Here is a 20,446-nt window from a genome sequence, read left to right as displayed (position 1 = left end):
GACCCGACGCTCTTCGCGCAGGCGCTCATCGGACGCCCTGGGCCGCAAGCTCTTCGGCGAGTTCGTACAGGCTCCCCAAATCGACGCCCTCGCGGAGCGCGGGCAGCTCCAGGCGGGGGATGTCGATCTGGTCGAGCTGCTCGGCGCTCTCGGCGCGCGCCGACAACCGCGTCGCGTGCTGGATGGACTCGGTGAGCAGGCCCGCGAAGTCGTCGTCGGGCAGCGTGATCCCGGCGGCTGCGAGCCCGCTGCGGACGGCGTCGGCGTCGACGACGCCCTCGGCGGCCTTCGTGAGGTCGTCCGCATCGAGGTAGGCCGGGATGTTCCGGTTGACGATGACGCTGCCGATGGGCAGGCCCAGCGCCTTCAGCTCGTCGATCGCCTCGACGGTCTCCTGGACGGGCAGCGCCTCCAGCAGCGTGACCAGGTGGATGGCGGTGAGTTCGGAGTGCAGGACCTTGACCACGCTCTCGGCCTGACCGTGCACGGGTCCGCCCTTCGCCAGGTCGGACACCGCCTTGGTGACGTCGAGGAACCGCGCGATGCGGCCGGTGGGCGGCGAGTCGACCACGACCGCGTCGTAGACGGCCAACTTGCCGCTCTTGTCGGGCTTCTCGCCACGGGTGACGATCTCGCGGACCTTGCCGGTGAGCAGCACGTCACGCAGGCCGGGAGCGATGGTGGTGGCGAACTCGATGGCGCCGATGCGGCGCATCGCCCGACCCGCGATGCCCAGGTTGTAGAACATGTCGAGGTACTCGAGGAACGCGGCCTCGGTGTCGATGGCCAGCGCGTTGACCTGACCGCCGCCCTCGGCGGTCGCGATCTTCACCTCTTCGTAGGGCAGCGGCGGGACGTCGAACAGCTGCGCGATGCCTTGGCGACCCTCGACCTCGACCAGCAGGACCTTGCGCCCACCGGCGGCCAGCGCCAGCGCCAGTGCCGCGGCGATCGTGGACTTGCCCGTTCCGCCCTTGCCGGTGACGAAGTGCAGACGGGCCTTGGCCAGCCGCGGCGGCCAACCGACCGAGGTGCGGGGTGAGGAGGACGACGGCTCTGTGGTCACACCATGAGCCTAGCCAAGCGGGGCGACCTGCCAGATAGGCTGCGCACATGAGTGACATCACCCGCTGGGAGTACGCCACCGTTCCCCTCCTGACCCACGCCACCAAGCAGATCCTCGATCAGTGGGGCGAGGACGGGTGGGAACTCGTCTCCGTGTTGCCCGGCCCGACGGGAGAGCAGCACGTCGCGTACCTCAAGCGCGCCAAGTGAGCTACTCGGACCGCCTGGCCGAACTGGGCATCGACCTGCCGGGCGTCGTCGCGCCACTGGCCGCCTACGTGCCGGCCGTGCGAACCGGGAACCTGGTCTACACCGCAGGTCAGCTCCCCATCGTCGACGGTGAACTGGTCCGCACCGGCAAGGTCGGCGACGACGTCAGCGCCGAGGATGCCCAGGCGCTCGCCAGGACGTGCGGGCTCAACGGGCTCGCCGCCGTGCACGCCCTCGTCGGCATCGACAGCATCGTCCGCGTGGTCAAGGTGGTCGGCTTCGTCGCGTCGGCCCCCGGTTTCACCGGCCAGCCCGGCGTGATCAACGGCGCCTCGGAGCTGTTCGGCGAGATCTTCGGCGAGGCCGGCGCACACGCCCGGTCCGCCGTCGGCGTCTCCGAGCTGCCGCGCAACGCGCCCGTCGAGGTCGAACTCATCGTCGAGGTTGCGTAGCGCGTGACGTCCGGCGACGCCTCCGACGGACCGGGTCCCGAGCACCCGGCCTACGGAACGCTGCGCCGCGTGACCGACACGGCGTCGGTGCTGCTCTGCGACAACCCCGGCCTGATGACCCTCGAGGGCACCAACACCTGGGTGCTGCGCGGACCGGGGAGCGACGAGTACGTCGTGGTCGACCCCGGCCCCGACGACGACGCGCACGTCGGACGCATCGCCGACCTCGGCAGGATCCCGCTCGTCCTGATCAGCCACAAGCACGGCGACCACACCGATGGCATCGACCGGCTGGTGGACCGCACCGGCGCCGTGGTGCGGTCCGTGGGCAGCGGATTCCTGCGGGGTCTCGGTGGGCCGCTGGTCGACGGCGAGGTCATCGACGCCGCGGGATTGCGGATCACCGTGCTGGCGACACCCGGGCACACCGCTGACTCGCTGTCGTTCGTCCTCGACGATGCCGTGCTCACCGCCGACACCGTGCTCGGCCGTGGCACCACCGTCATCGACAACGAGGACGGCAGCCTCCGCGACTACCTCGACTCGCTGCGCCGGCTACGCGGTCTCGGCCACCGCGCGGTGCTGCCCGGGCACGGGCCGAACCTCCCCGACCTCGAAGCGGTCACCAGCACGTACCTCGCGCACCGCGAGGAACGCCTCGACCAGGTGCGCGACGCGCTGCGGGTCCTCGGTGAGGACGCGACCGCGCGGCAGATCGTCGAACACGTCTACACCGACGTCGACGAGAAGCTGTGGGACCACGCGGAATGGTCCGTGCAGGCGCAGTTGGACTACCTGCGGTCCTGAGTCGGACAGCACGCCGGACCGTCCACACGCGAACAGACGCGAACTCCCCTCCTTCGCGAGGAAAGAGGGGAGTTCGCGACTGCTCGCGGAGAAAAGCTAGCGGGCTCGGCGGGCCAGCCGCTCGGAGTCGCTGATCAGCACGCTCTTGCCCTCGAGCCGGATCCACCCGCGATGGGCGAAGTCGGCGAGCGCCTTGTTGACGGTCTCGCGGGAGGCGCCGACGAGCTGGGCGATCTCCTCCTGCGTGAGGTCGTGCGTAACGCGGAGCGAGCCGCCCTCCTGCGTACCGAAGCGTTGCGCGAGCTGAAGCAGCTGCTTGGCCACGCGGCCCGGGACGTCGGTGAAGATGAGGTCGGCGAGGTTGTTGTTGGTGCGGCGCAGGCGGCGGGCGAGGACGCGCAGCAGCTGGTCGGCGATCTCCGGCCGGTCCTTGATCCAGGCCTTCAGCGCGTCGCGGTTCATGGCGACGGCGCGCACCTCGGTGATCGTGGTGGCGCTCGACGTCCGCGGGCCGGGATCGAAGATCGACAGCTCGCCGAACATGTCGGACGGTCCCATGATGGTGAGCAGGTTCTCGCGACCGTCCGGCGAGCGACGCCCGATCTTCACCTTGCCGGTGATGATGATGTACAGGCGGTCGCCTGGCTCTCCCTCGGCGAACACGGTGTGCCCGCGCGGGAAGTCGACGGGTTGAAGTTCCTTCGTCAGCGCGGAGACCGCCGCTGGTTCGACTCCCTGGAAGATTCCGGCCCTGGCCAGGATCTCGTCCACGTTGCCCCTCTTATGTTCTCGGGTCACATGACATGACACGCGCAGGCCAGATCCGGGTTTGGAATGGCAACTTCAGTCTAGTGGTAGGCCGCTTCTCGACGTGCCAAAGCTACACACGATCCGCCTGGCGAGTCGGGAGAAATTCCGGATTGCTCCGATGATGGACGTAGATCCGTGCGGGCAAACGCGGTGACGGCTCGCTGAAGACGAGGTCGCCCCGGTCGACCCAGGGGTCGAAGTCGTCGTCGTCGGCCGCGTCGTCGGCGTCCCGATACCGGGGCAGCGCACGGCGCGCACAGTCCGCCTTGGCCTTGTCGAGGGCGGCGGTGACGTCGGCGGGGGAGACGGCGTCCTCGGTCAGGCCGGCCTCCAGACGGTCGAGCCCAAACGTCGCCAGCATCAACAATGCTGGGATGAACGAGACGAGCAACCAGGACACAAGGACGAAGTAAACACGGCCCAGGTCTCAGCAGGATCACGAAATGCCACCGGTCCGTCCGCGCCGCTGTCGGCCCCCGTCAGTACGCTGACGTGCGTGGCAGTACGTGCGCCCAGCGTCAAGCGGGCACCGGTCAAAGAGGAAACCCACCTGGGTCTGGTTCGCCGGGCCCGGCGGATGAACCGTGCTCTCGCGCAGGCGTTCCCACACGTCTACTGCGAACTCGACTTCACCAACCCGCTGGAACTCACGGTCGCGACCATCCTGTCCGCGCAGAGCACGGACAAGCGGGTGAACCTGACCACGCCCGCCCTCTTCGCGCGGTACCGGTCGGCGGAGGACTACGCCGGCGCCGACCGGACCGAACTCGAGGAACTGATCCGCCCCACGGGCTTCTACCGGAACAAGGCGACGTCGCTGATGCGCCTCGGGCAGGAACTCATCGCGCGCTTCGACGGCGAGGTCCCGAACACGCTCGACGAACTCGTCACCCTGCCCGGGGTCGGCCGCAAGACCGCCAACGTCGTCCTCGGCAATGCGTTCGACGTCCCCGGCATCACCGTCGACACCCACTTCGGCAGGCTGGTGCGGCGCTGGGGCTGGACCGAACTCGAGGACCCGGTGAAGGTGGAGTTCGCGATCGGCGAACTGATCGAGCGCAAGGAATGGACGCTGCTCAGCCACCGCGTGATCTTCCACGGCCGCCGCGTGTGCCATGCCCGCAAGCCCGCCTGCGGCGTGTGCGTGCTGGCCAAGGACTGTCCCTCGTTCGGCACGGGCCCCACCGACCCCGCGACCGCTGCCGCGCTGGTCAAGGGCCCGGAGACCGATCACCTGCTCGCGCTGGCCGGACTGTAGTGCGCCGGCCATGAACAGATCGGCGCGCTGGAGCGTCGTCGTGCTGGTCGTCCTCATCGCGCTCGGCGTCGCGTTCTGGCGCGAACTGGACGTCACGGAATCGACACCTGGAGCGCAGGCGGCCGAGACGTCACGCGACCGTCGCGACGCCGACACCCCGGCCGCGCTCGCCGGTCCGCGCGACAGGGCCGACCTCGCGCCGTGCCCCCGGCCGGGCCCCGGACCGGGACCGCAACGGCTGCGCGGCATCACCCTCGAGTGCGTGGGGGACGGCTCGCCGGTCGACGTCGGCCGGGCACTCGACGGTCGCGCCGTCGTCCTCAACCTCTGGGCCTACTGGTGCGGGCCGTGCGCCGACGAACTACCCGCGATGGCCGAGTACCAGCGCCGGATGGGATCGGCGGTGACGGTACTGACCGTCCATCAGGACGAGAACGAGACCGCCGCCCTCGTGCGGCTCGCGGAATTGGGCGTGCACCTGCCGACGGTGCAGGACGGCAGGCGTCTGGTGGCCGCCGCTCTCGCCGTTCCCAACGTCATGCCCGCGACTGTCGTCCTGCGACCGGACGGTACCGTTGCCGACATCCTGCCCCGCTCCTTCGCCACGGCCGACGAGATCGCGGAGGCGGTGAATCCACGGATCGGAGTGCCGGGTTGAGTGCGGAGCAAGACCGGGCCCGATTGGCTCCCGATGCCGCCCCCGGCTGGTTGAGCGGCCTCGTCGACAACCTCGCGGGCGTCCCCACCGCGCAGAGCCGATACATCCCGCCGGACGTGCAGGCTGCCTTCGCCGCCGCGAGCGCCACCGCGATGGCGAAGGCCGCCGTCACCGGCACCAAACGCGACGCCGCGGTCCTGGTCCTGGTCTCCGGCCCGACGGACGCGCCGGCCGACGTCCTACCCGACACCGCAGACCTGCTGCTCACCGTCCGCGCCTCGACCCTGCGCAACCATGCCGGTCAGGCCGCGTTCCCGGGCGGCGCCAGTGATCCGGAGGACACCGGACCCGTCGACACCGCGCTGCGCGAGGCCCGCGAGGAAACCGGCATCGACACCGACCGATTGCAGCCGCTGGCAATCCTCGACCGGATGTTCATCCCGCCGTCGAACTTCCACGTCGTCCCCGTGCTGGCGTACTCGCCCGACCCGGGACCCGTCGGTGTGGTGAGCCCCGGCGAGACGGCGATCGTCGCCCGCGTGCCGGTGCGGGCGTTCACCAATCCGGAGAACCGGCTGATGGTCTACCGCAAGGAGCGGTCGCGCCGCTACGCCGGACCGGCGTTCCTGCTCAATCAGATGCTGGTGTGGGGGTTCACCGGGCAGGTGATCTCCGCGATCCTCGACGTCGCGGGCTGGGCCAGGCCCTGGAACACCGACGACGTGCGCGAGCTGGACACTGCAATGGCGCTCGTCGGGGCGACCAGCGACTACGGTGATGGCCAACGATGACATCCTCGCAGTGGCTGGATCTGGCCGTTCTCGCCGTCGCCTTCGTCGCGGCCATCTCCGGATGGCGCTCCGGGGCGCTGGGTTCCCTGCTGTCCTTCGTCGGGGTGATCCTGGGCGCGGTGGCCGGCGTGCTGCTGGCGCCGCACGTCGTCAGCCACGTCGACGGCCCCCGGAGCAAGCTGTTCGTCACGCTCTTCCTGATCCTCGGCCTCGTCGTGATCGGCGAGATCGCCGGCGTCGTCCTCGGCCGCGCCGTGCGGGGCGCCATCCGCAGCGGGCCGCTGCGCCTGGTGGACTCGGTGGTCGGCGTCGCGCTGCAACTGGTCGCCGTCCTGGTGGCCGCATGGCTGCTGGCCACCCCGCTCACGTCGTCCGACCAACCGAATCTCGCTGCCGCCGTGCGCGGTTCGCGGGTACTCGAGCAGGTCAACGAACTGGCGCCGTCCTGGCTGCAGCGGGTTCCCGCCCGGTTGTCGTCGCTGCTCGACACCTCCGGCCTGCCCGACGTGCTGCAACCGTTCGGCCGCACGCCGATCGCCAACGTCGGCGTGCCGGACGCGGCGCTGGCGACCGATCCCGTGGTCGCGGCCGTCCGCCCGAGCGTGCTCAAGATCCGCGGTGTCGCGCCGAGTTGCCAGAAGGTCCTGGAGGGCAGCGGTTTCGTGGTCGCCCCCAACCGGGTGATGTCGAACGCGCACGTGGTGGCGGGCTCCGAGACCGTCACGGTGGAGGTCGACGGCCAGAGCTACGACGCGAGCGTGGTGTCCTACGACCCGAACGCCGACATCTCCATCCTGGACGTGCCGAACCTGCCGTCGGCGCCGTTGGCGTTCGACATGGTGGAGGCAGAGTCGGGCCTCGACTCCGTGGTCCTCGGCTACCCGGGCGGCGGTGACTTCACGGCGACGCCGGCGCGGGTCCGCGAGATCATTCAGCTCAACGGCCCGGACATCTACCACACCACGACGGTGACCCGTGAGGTCTACACCATCAGGGGCACTGTCCGGCAGGGCAATTCGGGTGGCCCGCTGATCGACCGCGAGGGCAGGGTGCTCGGGGTCGTCTTCGGCGCGGCCGTCGACGACGCCGACACCGGCTTCGTGCTGACCGCCAACGAGGTGGCCAAGCAGATGGCGAAGGTCGGCAACAGTGCCCGGGTGCCCACCGGCACCTGCATCTCCTGACCTAGCGGCCGTACACCTGGGTGAGGAACCTGCTGAACTGCTCGTTCACGATGTCCGGGGACTCCTCGTGGGCGAAGTGTCCCGCGCCCGCGATGGTGGCGTACCGGCCGTGCGGGGCGTAGCGCTGCGTGCGCAGCACCGGATCCTCCAGCACGTAGGGGTCGGCGTCGCCGCGCACGTGCAGCACCGGTACCGACTGCGGCTTCTTCATCGACCGCATGAAGCGTCGTCCCTCGCCGCGCAGCTGACTGCGCACCGCCCAGCGCTGGTACTCCAGCGCACAGTGTGCGGCGGACGGGATCTGGATGGCGCGCCGCAGGTGCCGCATGGTCTCGGCGAAGTCGTCGGTCGCGTGCCACGCCGCGCTGGACCGGCTGCGCACCAGCGTCTCGAGTTCCTCGGCGTCGTTGCGGATCAGGTCGCGCTCGGGGGTGATCGGCACCTGGTAGCGCAGCATCCACGGCAGCAGCGCCCGCCGCTGGTCGCGGCGGCGCATGGTCGAGGCGCGCAGTGCCACGGGATGCGGTGAGCTGACCAGTCCGATCGCCCGCACGGCCCGTGGGTGCAGCACCGAGGTGGCCCAGCAGACCAGGCCGCCGTCGGCGTGGCCGATCAGCGTGGCGTTCTCGTGGCCGAGTGCTCGTACCAGGCCGGCGATGTCGCCGGCCAGCGTCCAGCCGTCGTAACCGCGGGGCGGCTTGTCGCTGCCGCCGTAGCCGCGCAGATCGACGGCCACCACCCGTGCGCCGGACAACTCGCGGAGCTGATGCCGCCACGACCACCAGAACGAGGCGAAACCGTGCAGCAGGATCACCAGCGGTCGGTCGCCGACGTCGACCCCGTCGGCCCTGTTCGCCTCGACTCTGTCTGCCTCTACGACGTGAAACCGAATCCCGTTGGCGTGCACCTCGAGATGACGCCACGGGCCGTCGATGCGGGTCACCGACGGGTCGGGCGGGGGTCGCTTCTCGCCGCCGGGGTCACCGCCGGGGCGGCTCCGGCGGGCCACTACCAGCCTGACGGGTCAGTCGTCGATCCTGCGGGGCGGTCGATAGCCGGCGTCGGCTTGTCCCCACCCGGAACCAGCGCGACGCGCGCCTCCTTCACCGACGCGATCGTCTTCTGCGGCCCGCGGATGCGGCGAACCTTCAGGTAGCCGAGGAACGCCAGCAACAACGTCGTCACCACCATCAACCCGAACACGATCAGGTACGACGCCCACGTCACCAGCCAGATGTCGAGCACCTCGGCGATGAAGAAGAAGAAGAAGAACGTCGAGTAGAACAGCACGACCAGCGCCAGGATGAAGAAGATGCTGCCGGTGAGGCCCTTCTTCACGTCCCGGGTGATCTCGGCCTTGGCCAGCTCCACCTCGGCGCGGACCAGCGTCGACATCTGGGCGGTCGCATCCTTCACCAGGTCGCCCACGGAAGGGTCGGCCTTCGGCGCATGCGGATCCACCAGAGGAATCGACGTCACCGTGGTCGGCACGCCGCCGCTCTTACGGTCGCCAGAACTCATGGACACGTCCTCCCGCGTCGGAACAGATGCGGATCATGTTGCCATGTCGCGGCGAACTCCTCGATGCCGCCCGACGATAGACTGGTCTCGTTTCGTGCGACGTCCGCCGGGGCAAACGTTAGGGATGCCGTGCTTCTGTCTGCCGAGGGAACGTTGAGTCGTCGCTGGTCCGACACCGCACGCCGGGGTGTCCTCGCGACCGCGTTCGCCCTGCTCCTGGCCACCGTGAACCTCACGGCCGCAGCGCCGTCCCAGGCCGCCGACCCGGTACCGCTCGGTGGCGGCTCCGGTATCGTCGTCAACGGCGAATCGTTCTGCACACTGACCGCCATCGGCAACGATTCGCGCGGCAACCTCATCGGCTTCACGTCGGCGCACTGCGGCGGTCCGGGTGCGACCGTGTCGTCGGAGGCCGCCGAGGACCGTGGACCGCTGGGCAAGATGGTTGCCGGCAACGACGGCCTCGACTACGCCGTGATCCAGTTCGACCCGGCGCTGGTGACGCCGGTGAACAATGTCGGCGGGTTCCAGATCGACGGCATCGGCCCCGACCCCGCGTTCGGCGAGGTGTCGTGCAAGCTCGGGCGCACCACCGGATACTCCTGCGGCGTCACGTGGGGCCCCGGCAAGGAGCCCGGCACCATCGTCAGCCAGGTCTGCGGTCAACCCGGCGACTCGGGCGCCCCCGTCACCGTGAACAACCGGCTCGTCGGCATGATCCACGGCGCATTCAGCCAGGACCTGCCCACCTGCGTGGTCAAGTACGTACCCCTGCACACGCCCGCGGTGACAATGTCGATCAACGCCGTACTCGCCGACATCACGGCCAAGAACCGGCCGGGCTCGGGCTTCGTCCCGGTCGGCGCTGCCCCCGCGGCCTGACCCCTACTTGCTGGCGCGGATGGCCTCGAAGACGCTGGGATCGACGAGGGTCGACGTGTCGCCGAGTTCGCGGCCCTCGGCGACGTCGCGCAACAACCGGCGCATGATCTTGCCGCTGCGGGTCTTCGGCAGCTCGGGGACGACGTGGATCTCGCGCGGCTTGGCGATCGGCGAGATCTCCTTGGCCACCTCGGCCCGCAGCTCGTCGACCATGTTCTCGTTGCCACCCTGGGCGCTGGCCTTGAGGATGACGAACGCACAGATGGCCTGACCGGTCTGCTCGTCGGTGGCGCCCACGACCGCAGCCTCCGCCACGCCCGAGTGTCCGACGAGAGCGGACTCGACCTCGGCGGTGGAGATGCGGTGGCCGGACACGTTCATCACGTCGTCGATGCGGCCGAGCACCCAGATCTCGCCGTCCTTGCCGTACCGCGCACCGTCGCCGGCGAAGTACCAGCCCTGCTCGGCGAAGCGGGCCCAGTAGGTCTCCTTGAAGCGCTCCGGGTCGCCCCAGATGCCGCGCAACATCGACGGCCACGGCTTGTCCAGGACGAGGTAGCCGCTCGCTTGCTCACCGTGGTCGGTGCCGGGCTCCAACTGGTTGCCGTCGTCGTCGACGATTTTTGCCGAGATGCCCGGCAGCGGCGTCATCGCCGAACCCGGCTTGGTGTCGGTGACGCCCGGCAGCGGGGAGATCATGATCGACCCGGTCTCGGTCTGCCACCAGGTGTCGACGATCGGGGTCTTGTCGGCGCCGAACACGGTCCGGTACCACCGCCACGCCTCCGGGTTGATCGGCTCGCCGACCGAGCCCAGCAACCGGAGGCTGGACAGGTCGTGCTCGACGGCGATCTGGCGGCCGAGCTTCATGAACGTCCGGATCAGGGTTGGCGCGGTGTAATAGATTGTTACGCCGTACTTCTCGATCACCTGGAAGTGACGGTGCTCGTCGGGTGAGGTGGGCGTGCCCTCGTAGACGACCTGCGTGACGCCGTTGGAGAGCGGGCCGTAGACGATGTAGGTGTGGCCGGTGACCCAGCCGATGTCGGCGGTGCACCAGTAGACGTCGGTGTCGGGCTTGACGTCGAACACGTTCGAGTGGGTGTACGACGTCTGCGTCAGGTAGCCGCCGGTGGTGTGCATGATGCCCTTGGGCTTGCCGGTGGTGCCCGACGTGTAGAGCAGGAACAGCGGGTGCTCGGCGTCGAACGACTCGTAGGCGTGCTCGGTCGACGCAGCGTCGACGACGTCGTGCCACCAGACGTCGCGCCCCTCGGTCCACGAGATGTCGATGCCGGTGCGGCGCACCACCACCACGTGCTCGACGGAGGGCTGGTCCGCGGCCGCCTCGTCGACGGCCTCCTTCAGGGAGGCGGCCTTGCCGCGGCGGTACTGGCCGTCGGTGGTGATGACGAGCTTGGCCTCGGCGTCCTCGATGCGGGCCTTGAGTGCCGACGCGGAGAACCCGGCGAACACCACCGAGTGCATCGCGCCCAGTCGTGCGCAGGCCAGCATCGCGATGATCGCCTCGGGGACCATCGGCATGTAGATGGCCACCCGGTCGCCGGCGACGAGGCCGAGGTCGGCCAGCGCGTTCGCGGCCTTGCACACCTCGTCCTTGAGTTCGGCGTAGGTGATGGAGCGGGCGTCGCCGACGGGCTCGCCCTCCCAGTGGATGGCCACCCGGTCGCCGTTGCCGGCCTCGACGTGGCGGTCCACGCAGTTGTAGGCGACGTTGATCTTGCCGCCGACGAACCACTTCGCGAACGGCGCCTCGGACCAGTCGAGGACCTCGGTGTACGGCGTCTCCCAGGCGAGTCGATCGGCCTGACGGCCCCAGAAGGCGAGACGGTCGCGTTCGGCCTCGTCGTAGAGATCGGCGGTCGCGTTGGCCTGCGAGACGAAGTCGGCACTGGGCGCGTAGGACGCCTGGACCTCGGTGTGCGTGTCGGACATGGGTGTGAGCCTAGTCACCACGGGTTGCAGGAAGGTTGGCAACCGACGGCGATCGCTGCGGGCGGCGCCCGGTGCGCGACGAACGTGCGCTGCCGCGGGTCCAACGGTCGTCCGGGCGCCTCCGGCCATGCGTGGGAGGGCCGTTCGGAGGCATTAGCGTGTGGTGTCGTGGCCGAATCCGATCCTCTCGCCCCGCTGGCCGACCTGCCGGGGGTGGCCGACGCCGGCGACGAAGCCCGCGAGGCGCTCGGCCGGGCCCACCGGCACCGGTTCAATCTGCGGGGCTGGCCGGCGTCGGCCGCCGAGGCGTCGATCCGCGCGGCCCGCGCGTCCTCGGTGCTCGACGGCGGCTCGCTGCTGCTGGCCAACGCCGGCGACGCCGACCCCATCCTGTCCGGTGCGCTGCGCGTCGCCGAGGCGCTCGAGGGCGGGGCGACGGCGATGGTCGGTGTCTGGCAACGCGCACCGCTGCAGGCGATCGCGCGGCTGCACGCGCTCGCCGCGTCCGACCTCACCGACGACGATCGGCTCGGCAGGCCGCGCGGCGACGGGGACGTGGCGCGCCGGCTCGAGCTGCTGGGCGACATCGTCACCAGTGGCACCCGCGTGCCCGCGCACGTCCTGGCCGCCGTCGCGCACGGCGAAATCCTGACGCTCGAACCGTTCGGCGTGGCCGACGGCGTGGTCGCGCGCGCGGTCGCGCGACTGATCACCATCAACAGCGGCCTCGACCCGCACGGCCTCGGCGTGCCCGAGATGTACTGGATGCGGCAGTCCGGCGACTACCGCGCCTCGGCCCGCGGGTTCGCCTCCGGCACCGCGGATGGTCTGACGGCCTGGCTGATCAACAGCTCACGCGGTCTGCAGGCCGGCGCACGCGAGGCGCTGAGCATCGCCCAGTTGATGAACGACCAGCAGTCAGCAAAGTAAAAGCGGGCGACGATCCGATTCACATTCGAGATGTGACTCGGCTCGCCGCCCGCTAGCACGGATACCGGTTACCAAGCGTGCTCGGTGGGTTGTGTGGGTGGCCTCGGCGTTCTCGCGATGCGCTTCGCTCGGCGTCCTCACCCAAGAGGTCGACACGTCGTTCGCTCTTCCCGATTCCGCAGGCCCACAACGCTTCTGCCATATCGCGGCATGTGCTCCGCGTGGGTGCCAGGGATCCGTGCTGGGTAGTCCGACTCGGGAGACCGTGCCTTCTCTTCCGACCCGATCTTGGCCTTGCCGAACTTCCGTGACTCCTTTGTACTCCGTGACGGCCATCACATCAAGGGCCAAAACGCGCGCGTCGCGAGATCGTTACGGAGGACGCGTCAGCTACCGGCTGCCTCGGATCAGAGGGCGAAGCGGCGCAGCAGCGAGTACGTCAGTGCGCCCGCCGCCAGCGCGCTGACGCCGACGGCCACTGTGGTCGCCACGGCGGCACCGGACGGCGCGGGAAAGCGGTCACGCAGCGGAACCGGCCGTGAGAAGGTCCGGGCCGGCCAGCCGCGGGAGGCGGCCTCCTTGCGCAGCGCACGGTCGGGGTTCACCACGGTGGGGTGGCCGACGGCCTCCAGCATGGGCAGATCGGTGATCGAGTCGGAGTACGCGTAGCAGTGTTCGAGTGAGTACCCCTCGCGCGCAGCGAGTTCTCGGATCGCCTCGACCTTGCCCTCGCCGTAGCAGTAGAAGGCGACCTCGCCGGTGTACTTGCCGTCCTCGACCACCATGCGGGTGGCCATGGCGTGGGTGGCGCCGAGGGCACGGGCGATGGGGGCCACGATCTCCTCGCCGGAGGCCGAGACCACCACGACGTCTCGGCCGAAGAGCTTGTGGTCGGCGATCAGGTTGGCCGCCTCGGCGAACACCAGTGGGTCGACGATGTCGTGCAGCGCCTCGGCGACGATCGACTTGACCTGTTCGACGTTCCACCCCGTGCACATGTTGGTGATGTAGGACCGCATCCGGTCCATCTGCTCGTGGTCGGCGCCCGACATCAGGAACATGAATTGTGCGTAGGCGGACTTCAGCACCGTCTGGCGGTTGATTAGCCCTTGGTCGAAGAAGGGTTTGCTGAAGGCGAGGGTGCTGGACTTCGCGATGACCGTCTTGTCGAGGTCGAAGAAGGCGGCCGAGCGCACCGGGCGATCGGCGTCGGGCTCGGGGCGTACCGGAGCGATGCCCGAGGCCGAGTCGGGGGCGGTCACGTCCACAGCATAGGGGGCCTGGCGAACTCGTGCGCTGTCGGTGCCGCCCCCGTCAACGCCAATTGTCGCAATCGGCCATTCGAAGGTCGCTGCAACATTCCAGGTCACGAGGTGATTTCATAGGAAACCAAGACTTGCGTTGCGTGGTGTCGGCGTGTGTATAGTGAGCATTACTCGGCTTATGCCGGGTGTGGATCAGCCCGACCCCCCGGGGCTGATACACGACGACCTCCGCCTCCTCCCCCCCTGGCGGGGGTCGTCCCTTTTCTGGGGTAAGTCGCAGTTTCGCGCCCCCTCTCGTACGTTTCCCCAGCTCAAGATCAAACCCGCGGTCGTTGCCGTGCGTCTCGGTCGCCATCCACAGTCGCGATTTCATCCACAGATGTGTTGCGGGCCGTCGCGCGCACCGCCTCCGATCCCGCACATTCGACGCATGAGTCCCAGCGATGGCGTGCTGTCCGTGGTCGACGACGCCGGCCTGCGCGCCGACGTCGACCGCATCGCGGCCGCGGCAGGATCGCGGGTCGTGCACGCCTCCGAGCCGTCGAGTCGCAAGGTGTGGACGGCCGCGTCGGCCGTCGTCCTCGACGCCACCGCCGTCACCAGGTGCGCCCGCCTGGGCCTGCCCCGCCGCGACCGCGTGCACCTCGTCCATCGCACCGCCCTGACCGAGGATCAGTGGCGCGAGTCGATCGCGCTCGGCGTCGGCCGCGTGTTGGAACTGCCCGCGCAGGAGACAGAGCTGGCCTCGGAGTTCTCCGACGCGGGCGAATCCGTGCGCGGCGTGCGGCGCGGCGCGACGGTCGCGGTACTCGGCGGCCGGGGTGGCGCGGGTGCGTCGGTGTTCGCGACGGCGCTCGCGATGACCGCGGGCGAGGCGCTGCTGGTCGACGTCGATCCCTGGAGCGGCGGTCTCGACCTCGTCCTCGGTGGTGAGGCGCTGACCGGTCTGCGCTGGCCCGACCTGACCCTGCAGGGCGGACGGCTGGCGTATCCCGCACTGCGGGAGGCGCTTCCGACTCGAAACGGTGTGACGGTGCTGTCCGCGGGTCGCGCCGCGCACGACGTCGATCCCGGTGCGACGGCCTCGGTGCTCGAGGCGGGCAGCCGCGGCGGGGTGACCGTGGTGTGCGATCTGCCGCGCCGGGTCACGTCGGCCACGGAGGTGGTGCTCGACGCCGCCGACCTCGTCGTCCTCGTCACGTGCGCCGACGTCCGGTCGTGCGCTGCCGCTGCCGCGGTCGGCGCCTGGGTGGTGGCGGTGAACCCGAACGTCGGGCTGGTGGTGCGTGGCCCCTCGCCCGGCGGGCTGCGGCCCGTCGACGTCGCCCGGATCACCGGCCTGCCGCTGGTGGCCGCGATGCGCCCGCAGCCGCAGTTGGGTGGTGTCCTCGAGCACGGTGGTCTGGCCCTGCGCGGACGGTCGCCGCTGGCCGTCGCGGCCCGCCGCGTGCACGACGTGCTGCGCGGACACGCGGCCGGCGCGGAGGGCGCCGCGTGAGTTCGTCACTGGTGGAACGGGTCCGCGAGCGACTGGCCGCCGAGTCGGTCGCGTTGCGGCCCACCGTGGTCGCCGCCGCGATCCGTGCGGAGGCCGGCGGCGTGCTCGGGGACGCCGAGGTGCTCAGCGAGTTGCGGGTGATGCAGACCGAGTTGACCGGAGTCGGCCTGCTCGAACCCCTGCTGCGCGCCGAGGGGACGACCGACGTCCTCGTCACCGCACCCGACTCGGTGTGGGTCGACGACGGATCGGGGTTGCGGCGCAGCACCATTCGCTTCGGCGACGAGGCCGCGGTGCGTCGGCTCGCACAGCGCCTCGCGCTTGCGGTCGGCCGCCGTCTCGACGACGCGCAGCCGTGGGTGGACGGCCAACTGGCCGGGCTCGGTCCCTTCACGGTGCGGCTGCACGCCGTGCTGCCGCCGATCGCCGAGGCGGGTACGTGCCTGTCGCTTCGCGTGCTCCGGCCGGCGACGCAGGACCTCGACTCGCTGGCCGCGACCGGCGCGCTCTCTCCGGAGGCGGCAGCGCTGGTCCGGCGGATCGTGCACGCGCGCTTGGCGTTCCTGATCTCCGGTGGTACCGGGGCGGGCAAGACCACGCTCTTGGCCGCGGTGCTGGGCGCGGTGCCCGCACACGAGCGCATCGTCTGCGTGGAGGACGCATCGGAGTTGGCGCCGCGGCACCCGCACCTCGTCAAGCTGGTGGCCCGGACGGCGAACGTCGAGGGCATCGGCGAGGTGACCGTGCGCGACCTGGTCCGGCAGGCGCTGCGGATGCGGCCCGACCGCATCGTCGTGGGGGAGGTCCGCGGCGGTGAGGTGGTCGACCTCCTGGCGGCCCTCAACACGGGCCACGATGGTGGCACTGGGACCGTGCACGCCAACAGTCCCGCCGAGGTGCCCGCGCGGCTGGAGGCGCTGGCGGTGCCGGGCGGACTCGACCGGCGGGCGCTGCACAGCCAGTTGGCCGCCGCGGTGCAGGTCCTGTTGCACGTGGGACGCGACCCGGCGGGACGCCGCCGCCTCGTCGAGATCGGCGTGCTCGTCCGCGGTGCCGACGGCGAGGTGTCGACCCGTACGGCCTGGCACGCCGAGCGCGGCGACGGCGAGGGCATGCCACTGCTGCGCCGACTGCTCGACGACAGGGGTGCGGGGTGATCGCGGCCGCGATGGCCCTGGCAGCCGCGCTCCTGGTGGCGCCGTCGTCGCCCCGGCACCGGTTGACGGCGCACCTCCCGTCCGAGGGGCGCCGCGTGCGCGGGCTCGGTGCCGTGCTGGTACTCGCGGTGGGTGCGGCAGGCGCGCTGCTGGTGCCGGTCCCCGTGCTGATGGCCGTCGCTCTGGCGGCGGCCACCGTGGCGCGGCGGCGGAGGGCGTCTGCCCTGACCCGCCGCCGGACTGCGGAGTCGGGTGAGTTGCAGGGCGCGCTCGCCGTCCTGATCGGAGAACTCCGCGTCGGGGCCCATCCCATCACCGCGTTCGAGGCGGCCGCCCGGGAGACGGACGGCGCGACGGCGGTGGTTCTGCGAGAGGTGGCGGCCCGGGCACGGCTGGGGGCCGACGTCGCCGCCGGGTTGGCCTCCGTCGCAGCGGGTTCGACGTCGCCGTCGCACTGGCAGCGGCTGTCGGACTGCTGGCGGCTGGCCCACGCGCACGGTCTGTCGATCGCCACGCTGCTGCGCACCGCGCACCGGGACGTGGTGGAGCGCGACCGCTTCGACACCACCGTGCGGGCCGGCATGGCGGGCGCCCGTGCGACGGCCGGGATCCTCGCGGCGCTGCCGGTGCTCGGGGTCGGCCTGGGCCAACTCATCGGCGCGGGCCCGCTGGGCTTCCTGCTGTCCGACGGGCCCGGCGGCTGGGTCTTGATGGTCGGCGCCGCCCTGGTGTGCGCGGGGCTGCTGTGGTCGGACCGCATCGTCGACCGGGTCGTGTCGTGACGGCCGCGGCGCTGCTGCTGGCGGCCGCCGTCCTGCTCGGCGGCGCCGCACGACGCGGGACGTCGCCGGCCAGCGTGCGGACCCGCCGCGCCCCGACCCGACGGAACGATCCGCTGGCCGTCGCGTCGAGCCTCGACGTGTTCGCCGCGTGCCTCGTCTCGGGGATGACCGTGGCGGGAGCGGCGGCCGCGGCTGCCGAGTCGGCGCCCGCACCGCTGTCCGACGTCCTCGGCCGCGCCGCGGGACTGCTGGCGCTGGGCGCCGACCCCGCTCGCGCCTGGGCGGACCCGGGGACCGGCAACGGGACGGTGACCGCGCTGACCCGGCTGGCCCGGCGGTCGGCCGCGTCGGGTTCGGCGCTCGCACAGGGCGTCGTCGATCTGGCCGAGCAGTCCCGGCACGACGCCGCCGCGAGCGCCAGGGCGGCGTCCGAGCGCGCCGCGGTGCTGATCGCCGGCCCGCTCGGTCTCTGCTACCTGCCGGCGTTCGTCTGTCTCGGCATCGTCCCGGTCGTCGTCGGCCTCGCCGGTGACGTCCTGACCACCGGCGTGCTGTGAGCACGCCGACGGCTCGCGGATGGTCCGCGGCCACCACCGAAGAGGAGAATCATCATGACGAGCAACGCCTTCCGACGACTCCGGGCCCGCCTGGCACTGTTGGCCGTCGACGAGACCGGTATGTCCACCGTCGAGTACGCCATCGGCACCATCGCCGCCGCGGCGTTCGGGGCGATCCTGTACTCGGTGGTCACGGGCGACTCGGTGGTCGGTGCGCTGACCAACCTGATCAGCCGGGCGCTCACCACCAACCTCTGAGCCGTGACGAGGGCAGCGTCACCGTCGAGGCGGCCATCGCCGTCGCGTCCCTGGCCGCCGTGCTGGTGCTCTGCGTGGCGGGACTGGCCGCCGTGCTCACCCACGTGCGGTGCCTGGACGCCGCACGGGAGGCGGCCCGGCTGGCGGCGCGCGGCGACGACACCGCGGCCGTCCTGCGCGACGTGGCACCCGACGGCGCTCGCCTCGAGGTCCGCAGCGACGGTGGCTGGGTGGTCGCGCGGGTGGCCACGTCGGCGCCACTGCTGCCCGGCCTGGTCATCAGCGCCGAGGCGGTCGCCGCGGCCGAGGGGGATCGGTGACGACCGCGGCGCCGCGACGGTGGTGGCGGCGGCGATGGTGGCCGTCCTGCTGGCGGTGGCACTCGGCGGTCTGGCGCTGGGGTCGGCGGTCCTGGCCAGGCACCGGGCGCAGGCCGGCGCCGACCTCGCCGCGCTCGCAGCCGCCGAGCGGGTGGGGTCGGGCCACGACGCGGCGTGCGCGTGGGCGCAGTCGATCGCCGCCCGCATGCACGGGGCGGTCACCGAGTGCGTCGTCGACGATCTGGACGTCGTGGTGCGGGTGGACGTCGCTGCGAGTCTGGGCCGATGGGGTCTGGGCCGGGCCACGGCTGCGGCACGTGCCGGACCGGACCCGTGACGGGGAGGGGCCATGGCGGAACCACCGTGGCAGCTTGCACTTTCGCGGCGGTGCTGCCCCGCCTGTGGTTAGCTCGACGGGTGCCGGAGACCAGTCGCAACACCGCCGAGTTGATCGTCGAATGCCTCGAGAACGAAGGCGTCACGCACGTGTTCGGCATCCCGGGCGAGGAGAACATCCGACTGGTCGACGCACTGTCGCGGTCGTCGATCGACTACGTGCTCACCCGCCACGAACAGGGCGCGTCGTTCATGGCCGAGGTCTACGGTCGCCTCACCGGCAGGGCCGGGGTGTGCTCGGCCACGCTCGGCCCCGGGGCGATCAACCTGTTGCTCGGCGTCGCCGACGCGACCACCAATTCGACTCCGGTGCTGGCACTCTCGGCGCAGGTCGGCATGCGGCGCAGCTACAAGGAGTCGCATCAGAGCGTGGACCTGGTGTCGATGTTCGCACCCGTCACCAAGTGGTCGGCGCTGGTCGCCACCCCGGGGTCGGTGCCGGAGATGGTCCGCAAGGCGTTCAAGCTCGCGCAGACCGAACGGCCCGGTGCGGTGTACCTGGCGGTACCCGAGGACGTCGAGGATGCCGACGCCCCCGCCGACGCCGCCCCGCTGCGCGTCAACGTGCCGCGGTCGGACGACCCGTCGGCCGCGCAGATCGAACGGGCCGCCGAGATCCTGCGGGCCGCGCGCAACCCGGTCCTGCTCGCCGGACACGGTGCGGTGCGCAGCGACGCCTCGGCCGCGGTGCGCCGATTCGCCGAGTCGCTCGGCATGCCGGTCGCGACCACGTTCCACGGCAAGGGCGTGATGCCCGACGACCACCCGCTCGCCCTCGGCGCCGTCGGCTTCATGCGCCACGACTACGTCAACTTCGGCTTCGACCAGGCCGACGTGATCGTGGCCGCGGGCTACGAACTGCAGGAGTTCGATCCGGTCCGCATCAACCCACGCGGCGACACGAAGATCATTCACGTGCACCGGTTTCCGGCCGAGGTCGACGTCCACTACGACGTCGCGGTCGGGCTGCACGCCGACATCGGCCGGTGCCTCGACGCGCTGGCCGACGCGGTCGGTACCGATCAGCCGTACTCGTCGGGTGACGAGCGCATCCGCGGCCTGCTCGCCGACGAACTCGACCGCGGCCGCGCCGACGACAGCTTCCCGCTCACGCCGGCACGGATCGTCGCCGACACGCGGACGGCGCTCGGCCGCGACGACATCGTGCTGGTGGACACCGGCGCCCTGAAGATGTGGATGGCGCGGCTGTACCCGACCTACGAACCGAACACCTGCCTGATCTCGAACGGCCTGTCGACCATGGGCTGGACCGTGCCGGGTGCGATCGCCGCGAAGATCGCGCGTCCGGCGGCGAACGTCCTCGTCGCGACCGGCGACGGATCCTTCCTGATGAACTCCCAGGAGATCGAGACAGCGCTGCGCGTCGGTACGCCGATGGTGATCCTGGTCTGGGTCGACGACGCCTACGGGCTGATCAGTTGGAAGATGGATCTGGAGATCGGGCACAACGTCGACACCCGCTTCGGCAACCCCGACTTCGTCTCGTACGCCGAGAGTTTCGGCGCCCGCAGCCACCGCATCTCCTCGGCCGACGAGCTGCTGCCGACGCTGCGGGAGGCGTTGGCCGCCGACACCGTCAGCGTCGTCGCCTGCCCCGTCGACTACCGCGCCAACAGTGCGCTCATCGCCTCGCTGGGCGAGTTGGACGAGTCCTGGTCGTAGCGTGGC

At 70.9% G+C, this 20,446-nt stretch carries 24 protein-coding genes; 17 read left to right on the top strand and 7 right to left on the bottom strand.

From position 1 onward, the window contains the following. Positions 1 to 25: 25 nt before the first annotated feature. Positions 26 to 1,066 (bottom strand): ATPase BagA, encoded by a 1,041-nt coding sequence (gene bagA, locus AC1MEY_RS20010; protein WP_480227150.1) that lies wholly within the window; start codon positions 1,064 to 1,066, stop codon positions 26 to 28. 47 nt (positions 1,067 to 1,113) lie between these two features. Between bagA and sp36 the strand changes: the two genes are divergently transcribed. The 3 genes from sp36 to AC1MEY_RS19995 are packed head-to-tail and all read left to right on the top strand — an operon-like array spanning position 1,114 to position 2,534. Further along, the gene (gene sp36 / locus AC1MEY_RS20005; RefSeq protein ID WP_480227149.1) at positions 1,114 to 1,275 is read left to right on the top strand and encodes a Sp36 family protein; all 162 of its coding nucleotides are present in this window, start codon (positions 1,114 to 1,116) and stop codon (positions 1,273 to 1,275) included. Beyond that, on the top strand, positions 1,272 to 1,727 hold the full coding sequence (locus AC1MEY_RS20000; protein ID WP_480227148.1) for a RidA family protein: 456 nt from the start codon (positions 1,272 to 1,274) through the stop codon (positions 1,725 to 1,727). Before sp36 ends, AC1MEY_RS20000 begins: the two co-directional genes overlap by 4 nt. Before the next feature lie 3 nt (positions 1,728 to 1,730). Then, positions 1,731 to 2,534, top strand: coding sequence for an MBL fold metallo-hydrolase (locus AC1MEY_RS19995; RefSeq protein WP_480227147.1), 804 nt, complete (start codon positions 1,731 to 1,733; stop codon positions 2,532 to 2,534). Positions 2,535 to 2,630: 96 nt separating this feature from the next. Here AC1MEY_RS19995 and AC1MEY_RS19990 read toward each other — a convergent pair whose 3' ends face one another. Both AC1MEY_RS19990 and AC1MEY_RS19985 read right to left on the bottom strand, forming a co-directional pair. Further along, positions 2,631 to 3,305, bottom strand: a complete 675-nt coding sequence (locus AC1MEY_RS19990; protein WP_163795365.1) for a Crp/Fnr family transcriptional regulator — start codon at positions 3,303 to 3,305, stop codon at positions 2,631 to 2,633. Between the two features lie 109 nt (positions 3,306 to 3,414). Next, positions 3,415 to 3,744: a hypothetical protein gene (locus tag AC1MEY_RS19985; RefSeq protein ID WP_480227146.1), complete on the bottom strand. Its 330-nt coding sequence runs from the start codon at positions 3,742 to 3,744 to the stop codon at positions 3,415 to 3,417. Between the two features lie 177 nt (positions 3,745 to 3,921). On the opposite strand from AC1MEY_RS19985, the gene nth reads away from it, so the two are divergent. The 4 genes from nth to marP are packed head-to-tail and all read left to right on the top strand — an operon-like array spanning position 3,922 to position 7,235. Beyond that, positions 3,922 to 4,602 carry an endonuclease III gene (gene nth, locus AC1MEY_RS19980; protein ID WP_480231584.1) on the top strand — a complete coding sequence of 227 codons (681 nt, stop codon included), beginning with the start codon at positions 3,922 to 3,924 and terminating at the stop codon, positions 4,600 to 4,602. A gap of 10 nt (positions 4,603 to 4,612) precedes the next feature. Further along, entirely contained in the window at positions 4,613 to 5,260 is a 648-nt protein-coding gene (locus tag AC1MEY_RS19975) for a TlpA family protein disulfide reductase (RefSeq protein WP_480227145.1), read from the top strand. Next, complete coding sequence (locus tag AC1MEY_RS19970) at positions 5,257 to 6,051, top strand: NUDIX hydrolase (protein WP_480227144.1); 795 nt, start codon at positions 5,257 to 5,259, stop codon at positions 6,049 to 6,051. Before AC1MEY_RS19975 ends, AC1MEY_RS19970 begins: the two co-directional genes overlap by 4 nt. Then, entirely contained in the window at positions 6,048 to 7,235 is a 1,188-nt protein-coding gene (gene marP, locus AC1MEY_RS19965) for an acid resistance serine protease MarP (RefSeq protein ID WP_480227143.1), read from the top strand. Before AC1MEY_RS19970 ends, marP begins: the two co-directional genes overlap by 4 nt. Before the next feature lies 1 nt (position 7,236). Here marP and AC1MEY_RS19960 read toward each other — a convergent pair whose 3' ends face one another. Further along, the gene (locus tag AC1MEY_RS19960) at positions 7,237 to 8,244 is read right to left on the bottom strand and encodes an alpha/beta fold hydrolase (RefSeq protein ID WP_480227142.1); all 1,008 of its coding nucleotides are present in this window, start codon (positions 8,242 to 8,244) and stop codon (positions 7,237 to 7,239) included. Further along, positions 8,244 to 8,756, bottom strand: coding sequence for a phage holin family protein (locus tag AC1MEY_RS19955; protein ID WP_480227141.1), 513 nt, complete (start codon positions 8,754 to 8,756; stop codon positions 8,244 to 8,246). Before AC1MEY_RS19955 ends, AC1MEY_RS19960 begins: the two co-directional genes overlap by 1 nt. Positions 8,757 to 8,966: 210 nt before the next feature. On the opposite strand from AC1MEY_RS19955, the gene AC1MEY_RS19950 reads away from it, so the two are divergent. Continuing rightward, positions 8,967 to 9,638 (top strand): S1 family peptidase, encoded by a 672-nt coding sequence (locus tag AC1MEY_RS19950; protein WP_480231583.1) that lies wholly within the window; start codon positions 8,967 to 8,969, stop codon positions 9,636 to 9,638. 3 nt (positions 9,639 to 9,641) lie between these two features. Here AC1MEY_RS19950 and acs read toward each other — a convergent pair whose 3' ends face one another. Then, positions 9,642 to 11,594, bottom strand: coding sequence for an acetate--CoA ligase (acs, locus tag AC1MEY_RS19945; protein WP_480227140.1), 1,953 nt, complete (start codon positions 11,592 to 11,594; stop codon positions 9,642 to 9,644). A gap of 168 nt (positions 11,595 to 11,762) precedes the next feature. On the opposite strand from acs, the gene AC1MEY_RS19940 reads away from it, so the two are divergent. After that, positions 11,763 to 12,524, top strand: a complete 762-nt coding sequence (locus AC1MEY_RS19940; RefSeq protein ID WP_480227139.1) for a Fic family protein — start codon at positions 11,763 to 11,765, stop codon at positions 12,522 to 12,524. A gap of 407 nt (positions 12,525 to 12,931) precedes the next feature. On the opposite strand, the gene AC1MEY_RS19935 is transcribed toward AC1MEY_RS19940, so the two are convergent. After that, on the bottom strand, positions 12,932 to 13,786 hold the full coding sequence (locus AC1MEY_RS19935) for an HAD-IB family hydrolase (RefSeq protein ID WP_480227138.1): 855 nt from the start codon (positions 13,784 to 13,786) through the stop codon (positions 12,932 to 12,934). Positions 13,787 to 14,219: 433 nt separating this feature from the next. Between AC1MEY_RS19935 and ssd the strand changes: the two genes are divergently transcribed. The 8 genes from ssd to AC1MEY_RS19895 all read left to right on the top strand — a co-directional run bounded on the left by ssd (position 14,220) and on the right by AC1MEY_RS19895 (position 20,440). Further along, on the top strand, positions 14,220 to 15,287 hold the full coding sequence (gene ssd, locus AC1MEY_RS19930; protein WP_480227137.1) for a septum site-determining protein Ssd: 1,068 nt from the start codon (positions 14,220 to 14,222) through the stop codon (positions 15,285 to 15,287). After that, positions 15,284 to 16,444: a TadA family conjugal transfer-associated ATPase gene (locus AC1MEY_RS19925; RefSeq protein WP_480227136.1), complete on the top strand. Its 1,161-nt coding sequence runs from the start codon at positions 15,284 to 15,286 to the stop codon at positions 16,442 to 16,444. The genes ssd and AC1MEY_RS19925 overlap by 4 nt, the downstream gene beginning before the upstream one ends. 11 nt (positions 16,445 to 16,455) lie before the next feature. After that, positions 16,456 to 17,226 (top strand): type II secretion system F family protein, encoded by a 771-nt coding sequence (locus tag AC1MEY_RS19920; RefSeq protein WP_480231582.1) that lies wholly within the window; start codon positions 16,456 to 16,458, stop codon positions 17,224 to 17,226. Further along, a complete protein-coding gene (locus tag AC1MEY_RS19915; protein WP_480227135.1) occupies positions 17,223 to 17,783 on the top strand; it encodes a type II secretion system F family protein in 561 nt (186 codons plus the stop codon). Before AC1MEY_RS19920 ends, AC1MEY_RS19915 begins: the two co-directional genes overlap by 4 nt. Positions 17,784 to 17,837: 54 nt before the next feature. Continuing rightward, positions 17,838 to 18,041, top strand: coding sequence for a DUF4244 domain-containing protein (locus AC1MEY_RS19910; protein WP_480227134.1), 204 nt, complete (start codon positions 17,838 to 17,840; stop codon positions 18,039 to 18,041). Then, entirely contained in the window at positions 18,038 to 18,361 is a 324-nt protein-coding gene (locus tag AC1MEY_RS19905) for a TadE family type IV pilus minor pilin (protein ID WP_480231581.1), read from the top strand. The genes AC1MEY_RS19910 and AC1MEY_RS19905 overlap by 4 nt, the downstream gene beginning before the upstream one ends. After that, the gene (locus AC1MEY_RS19900; protein ID WP_480227133.1) at positions 18,264 to 18,698 is read left to right on the top strand and encodes an Rv3654c family TadE-like protein; all 435 of its coding nucleotides are present in this window, start codon (positions 18,264 to 18,266) and stop codon (positions 18,696 to 18,698) included. Before AC1MEY_RS19905 ends, AC1MEY_RS19900 begins: the two co-directional genes overlap by 98 nt. A gap of 113 nt (positions 18,699 to 18,811) precedes the next feature. Then, on the top strand, positions 18,812 to 20,440 hold the full coding sequence (locus AC1MEY_RS19895; protein WP_480231580.1) for an acetolactate synthase large subunit: 1,629 nt from the start codon (positions 18,812 to 18,814) through the stop codon (positions 20,438 to 20,440). The last annotated feature ends 6 nt before the right edge of the window (positions 20,441 to 20,446 follow it).

It is taken from the genome of Mycobacterium sp. PTI7 (assembly GCF_056679845.1).
This window is presented reverse-complemented; position numbering and strand designations above follow the sequence as displayed.